This is a genomic window from Methylobacterium jeotgali (assembly GCF_022179345.1).
Taxonomy (GTDB): Bacteria; Pseudomonadota; Alphaproteobacteria; order Rhizobiales; family Beijerinckiaceae; genus Methylobacterium; species Methylobacterium jeotgali.
Window position 1 is genome coordinate 1 of sequence record NZ_BPQR01000066.1, and the last position, 5,386, is coordinate 5,386.

A 5,386-nucleotide genomic window follows, 5' to 3' on the forward strand; every position below is an offset into this window, starting at 1 on the left:
GAGAAATAAAAGTCTGAAACATGATTAAACTCCTAAGCAGAAAACCTACCGCGCTTCGCTTGGTCAACCCCTCAGCGGCAAAAATTAAAATTTTTACCGCTTCGGCGTTATAACCTCACACTCAATCTTTTATCACGAAGTCATGATTGAATCGCGAGTGGTCGGCAGATTGCGATAAACGGTCACATTAAATTTAACCTGACTATTCCACTGCAACAACTGAACGGACTGGAAACACTGGTCATAATCATGGTGGCGAATAAGTACGCGTTCTTGCAAATCACCAGAAGGCGGTTCCTGAATGAATGGGAAGCCTTCAAGAAGGTGATAAGCAGGAGAAACATACGAAGGCGCATAACGATACCACTGACCCTCAGCAATCTTAAACTTCTTAGACGAATCACCAGAACGGAAAACATCCTTCATAGAAATTTCACGCGGCGGCAAGTTGCCATACAAAACAGGGTCGCCAGCAATATCGGTATAAGTCAAAGCACCTTTAGCGTTAAGGTACTGAATCTCTTTAGTCGCAGTAGGCGGAAAACGAACAAGCGCAAGAGTAAACATAGTGCCATGCTCAGGAACAAAGAAACGCGGCACAGAATGTTTATAGGTCTGTTGAACACGACCAGAAAACTGGCCTAACGACGTTTGGTCAGTTCCATCAACATCATAGCCAGATGCCCAGAGATTAGAGCGCATGACAAGTAAAGGACGGTTGTCAGCGTCATAAGAGGTTTTACCTCCAAATGAAGAAATAACATCATGGTAACGCTGCATGAAGTAATCACGTTCTTGGTCAGTATGCAAATTAGCATAAGCAGCTTGCAGACCCATAATGTCAATAGATGTGGTAGAAGTCGTCATTTGGCGAGAAAGCTCAGTCTCAGGAGGAAGCGGAGCAGTCCAAATGTTTTTGAGATGGCAGCAACGGAAACCATAACGAGCATCATCTTGATTAAGCTCATTAGGGTTAGCCTCGGTACGGTCAGGCATCCACGGCGCTTTAAAATAGTTGTTATAGATATTCAAATAACCCTGAAACAAATGCTTAGGGATTTTATTGGTATCAGGGTTAATCGTGCCAAGAAAAGCGGCATGGTCAATATAACCAGTAGTGTTAACAGTCGGGAGAGGAGTGGCATTAACACCATCCTTCATGAACTTAATCCACTGTTCACCATAAACGTGACGATGAGGGACATAAAAAGTAAAAATGTCTACAGTAGAGTCAATAGCAAGGCCACGACGCAATGGAGAAAGACGGAGAGCGCCAACGGCGTCCATCTCGAAGGAGTCGCCAGCGATAACCGGAGTAGTTGAAATGGTAATAAGACGACCAATCTGACCAGCAAGGAAGCCAAGATGGGAAAGGTCATGCGGCATACGCTCGGCGCCAGTTTGAATATTAGACATAATTTATCCTCAAGTAAGGGGCCGAAGCCCCTGCAATTAAAATTGTTGACCACCTACATACCAAAGACGAGCGCCTTTACGCTTGCCTTTAGTACCTCGCAACGGCTGCGGACGACCAGGGCGAGCGCCAGAACGTTTTTTACCTTTAGACATTACATCACTCCTTCTGCACGTAATTTTTGACGCACGTTTTCTTCTGCGTCAGTAAGAACGTCAGTGTTTCCTGCGCGTACACGCAAGGTAAACGCGAACAATTCAGCGGCTTTAACCGGACGCTCGACGCCATTAATAATGTTTTCCGTAAATTCAGCGCCTTCCATGATGAGACAGGCCGTTTGAATGTTGACGGGATGAACATAATAAGCAATGACGGCAGCAATAAACTCAACAGGAGCAGGAAAGCGAGGGTATCCTACAAAGTCCAGCGTACCATAAACGCAAGCCTCAACGCAGCGACGAGCACGAGAGCGGTCAGTAGCAATCCAAACTTTGTTACTCGTCAGAAAATCGAAATCATCTTCGGTTAAATCCAAAACGGCAGAAGCCTGAATGAGCTTAATAGAGGCCAAAGCGGTCTGGAAACGTACGGATTGTTCAGTAACTTGACTCATGATTTCTTACCTATTAGTGGTTGAACAGCATCGGACTCAGATAGTAATCCACGCTCTTTTAAAATGTCAACAAGAGAATCTCTACCATGAACAAAATGTGACTCATATCTAAACCAGTCCTTGACGAACGTGCCAAGCATATTAAGCCACTTCTCCTCATCCAACGCGTCAGTTTTTGACAGAATCGTTAGTTGATGGCGAAAGGTCGCAAAGTAAGAGCTTCTCGAGCTGCGCAAGGATAGGTCGAATTTTCTCATTTTCCGCCAGCAGTCCACTTCGATTTAATTCGTAAACAAGCAGTAGTAATTCCTGCTTTATCAAGATAATTTTTCGACTCATCAGAAATATCCGAAAGTGTTAACTTCTGCGTCATGGAAGCGATAAAACTCTGCAGGTTGGATACGCCAATCATTTTTATCGAAGCGCGCATAAATTTGAGCAGATTTGTCGTCACAGGTTGCGCCGCCAAAACGTCGGCTACAGTAACTTTTCCCAGCCTCAATCTCATCTCTCTTTTTGCGTTCTGCTTCAATATCTGGTTGAACGGCGTCGCGTCGTAACCCAGCTTGGTAAGTTGGATTAAGCACTCCGTGGACAGATTTGTCATTGTGAGCATTTTCATCCCGAAGTTGCGGCTCATTCTGATTCTGAACAGCTTCTTGGGAAGTAGCGACAGCTTGGTTTTTAGTGAGTTGTTCCATTCTTTAGCTCCTAGACCTTTAGCAGCAAGGTCCATATCTGACTTTTTGTTAACGTATTTAGCCACATAGAAACCAACAGCCATATAACTGGTAGCTTTAAGCGGCTCACCTTTAGCATCAACAGGCCACAACCAACCAGAACGTGAAAAAGCGTCCTGCGTGTAGCGAACTGCGATGGGCATACTGTAACCATAAGGCCACGTATTTTGCAAGCTATTTAACTGGCGGCGATTGCGTACCCGACGACCAAAATTAGGGTCAACGCTACCTGTAGGAAGTGTCCGCATAAAGTGCACCGCATGGAAATGAAGACGGCCATTAGCTGTACCATACTCAGGCACACAAAAATACTGATAGCAGTCGGCGTGTGAATCATTAGCCTTGCGACCCTCGGCAGCAAGAACCATACGACCAATATCACGAAAATAGTCACGCAAAGCATTGGGATTATCATAAAACGCCTCTAATCGGTCGTCAGCCAACGTGAGAGTGTCAAAAACGATAAACCAACCATCAGCATGAGCCTGTCGCATTGCATTCATCAAACGCTGAATAGCAAAGCCTCTACGCGATTTCATAGTGGAGGCCTCCAGCAATCTTGAACACTCATCCTTAATACCTTTCTTTTTGGGGTAATTATACTCATCGCGAATATCCTTAAGAGGGCGTTCAGCAGCCAGCTTGCGGCAAAACTGCGTAACCGTCTTCTCGTTCTCTAAAAACCATTTTTCGTCCCCTTCGGGGCGGTGGTCTATAGTGTTATTAATATCAAGTTGGGGGAGCACATTGTAGCATTGTGCCAATTCATCCATTAACTTCTCAGTAACAGATACAAACTCATCACGAACGTCAGAAGCAGCCTTATGGCCGTCAACATACATATCACCATTATCGAACTCAACGCCCTGCATACGAAAAGACAGAATCTCTTCCAAGAGCTTGATGCGGTTATCCATCTGCTTATGGAAGCCAAGCATTGGGGATTGAGAAAGAGTAGAAATGCCACAAGCCTCAATAGCAGGTTTAAGAGCCTCGATACGCTCAAAGTCAAAATAATCAGCGTGACATTCAGAAGGGTAATAAGAACGAACCATAAAAAAGCCTCCAAGATTTGGAGGCATGAAAACATACAATTGGGAGGGTGTCAATCCTGACGGTTATTTCCTAGACAAATTAGAGCCAATACCATCAGCTTTACCGTCTTTCCAGAAATTGTTCCAAGTATCGGCAACAGCTTTATCAATACCATGAAAAATATCAACCACACCAGAAGCAGCATCAGTGACGACATTAGAAATATCCTTTGCAGTAGCGCCAATATGAGAAGAGCCATACCGCTGATTCTGCGTTTGCTGATGAACTAAGTCAACCTCAGCACTAACCTTGCGAGTCATTTCTTTGATTTGGTCATTGGTAAAATACTGACCAGCCGTTTGAGCTTGAGTAAGCATTTGGCGCATAATCTCGGAAACCTGCTGTTGCTTGGAAAGATTGGTGTTTTCCATAATAGACGCAACGCGAGCAGTAGACTCCTTCTGTTGATAAGCAAGCATCTCATTTTGTGCATATACCTGGTCTTTCGTATTCTGGCGTGAAGTCGCCGACTGAATGCCAGCAATCTCTTTTTGAGTCTCATTTTGCATCTCGGCAATCTCTTTCTGATTGTCCAGTTGCATTTTAGTAAGCTCTTTTTGATTCTCAAATCCGGCGTCAACCATACCAGCAGAGGAAGCATCAGCACCAGCACGCTCCCAAGCATTAAGCTCAGGAAATGCAGCAGCAAGATAATCACGAGTATCCTTTCCTTTATCAGCGGCAGACTTGCCACCAAGTCCAACCAAATCAAGCAACTTATCAGAAACGGCAGAAGTGCCAGCCTGCAACGTACCTTCAAGAAGTCCTTTACCAGCTTTAGCCATAGCACCAGAAACAAAACTAGGGACGGCCTCATCAGGGTTAGGAACATTAGAGCCTTGAATGGCAGATTTAATACCAGCATCACCCATGCCTACAGTATTGTTATCGGTAGCAAGCACATCACCTTGAATGCCACCGGAGGCGGCTTTTTGACCGCCTCCAAACAATTTAGACATGGCGCCACCAGCAAGAGCAGAAGCAATACCGCCAGCAATAGCACCAAACATAAATCACCTCACTTAAGTGGCTGGAGACAAATAATCTCTTTAATAACCTGATTCAGCGAAACCAATCCGCGGCATTTAGTAGCGGTAAAGTTAGACCAAACCATGAAACCAACATAAACATTATTGCCCGGCGTACGGGGAAGGACGTCAATAGTCACACAGTCCTTGACGGTATAATAACCACCATCATGGCGACCATCCAAAGGATAAACATCATAGGCAGTCGGGAGGGTAGTCGGAACCGAAGAAGACTCAAAGCGAACCAAACAGGCAAAAAATTTAGGGTCGGCATCAAAAGCAATATCAGCACCAACAGAAACAACCTGATTAGCGGCGTTGACAGATGTATCCATCTGAATGCAATGAAGAAAACCACCATTACCAGCATTAACCGTCAAACTATCAAAATATAACGTTGACGATGTAGCTTTAGGTGTCTGTAAAACAGGTGCCGAAGAAGCTGGAGTAACAGAAGTGAGAACCAGCTTATCAGAAAAAAAGTTTGAATTATGGC

General features: G+C 44.7%; 8 protein-coding genes. All 8 read right to left on the reverse strand.

The features are described 5' to 3' along the window. Positions 1-132: 132 nt before the first annotated feature. Positions 133-1,416, reverse strand: coding sequence for a major capsid protein (locus MFF04_RS22120; protein ID WP_000065572.1), 1,284 nt, complete (start codon positions 1,414-1,416; stop codon positions 133-135). Between the two features lie 36 nt (positions 1,417-1,452). Further along, complete coding sequence (locus MFF04_RS22125) at positions 1,453-1,569, reverse strand: phage DNA packaging protein J (RefSeq protein WP_000033471.1); 117 nt, start codon at positions 1,567-1,569, stop codon at positions 1,453-1,455. After that, a complete protein-coding gene (locus MFF04_RS22130) occupies positions 1,569-2,027 on the reverse strand; it encodes a scaffolding protein D (RefSeq protein ID WP_000084700.1) in 459 nt (152 codons plus the stop codon). The genes MFF04_RS22125 and MFF04_RS22130 overlap by 1 nt, the downstream gene beginning before the upstream one ends. Further along, entirely contained in the window at positions 2,024-2,263 is a 240-nt protein-coding gene (locus MFF04_RS22135; protein ID WP_016670801.1) for a phage DNA packaging protein C, read from the reverse strand. Before MFF04_RS22135 ends, MFF04_RS22130 begins: the two co-directional genes overlap by 4 nt. Further along, entirely contained in the window at positions 2,196-2,348 is a 153-nt protein-coding gene (locus tag MFF04_RS22140) for a hypothetical protein (protein WP_435988044.1), read from the reverse strand. Before MFF04_RS22140 ends, MFF04_RS22135 begins: the two co-directional genes overlap by 68 nt. Further along, the gene (locus tag MFF04_RS22145) at positions 2,281-3,876 is read right to left on the reverse strand and encodes a replication endonuclease (RefSeq protein WP_021370787.1); all 1,596 of its coding nucleotides are present in this window, start codon (positions 3,874-3,876) and stop codon (positions 2,281-2,283) included. The genes MFF04_RS22140 and MFF04_RS22145 overlap by 68 nt, the downstream gene beginning before the upstream one ends. Before the next feature lie 9 nt (positions 3,877-3,885). Then, entirely contained in the window at positions 3,886-4,872 is a 987-nt protein-coding gene (locus MFF04_RS22150) for a Minor spike protein (protein ID WP_000466547.1), read from the reverse strand. Positions 4,873-4,880: 8 nt separating this feature from the next. After that, the coding region (locus MFF04_RS22155; RefSeq protein ID WP_212944463.1) for a hypothetical protein at positions 4,881-5,386 on the reverse strand (506 nt) is incomplete at its 5' end.

Coding starts and splice junctions, on each gene's coding strand:
- MFF04_RS22120 (WP_000065572.1), bottom strand. CDS start 1,416: ATGTCTAATATTCAAACTGGCGCCGAGCGTATGCCGCATGACCTTTCC.
- MFF04_RS22125 (WP_000033471.1), bottom strand. CDS start 1,569: ATGTCTAAAGGTAAAAAACGTTCTGGCGCTCGCCCTGGTCGTCCGCAG.
- MFF04_RS22130 (WP_000084700.1), bottom strand. CDS start 2,027: ATGAGTCAAGTTACTGAACAATCCGTACGTTTCCAGACCGCTTTGGCC.
- MFF04_RS22150 (WP_000466547.1), bottom strand. CDS start 4,872: ATGTTTGGTGCTATTGCTGGCGGTATTGCTTCTGCTCTTGCTGGTGGC.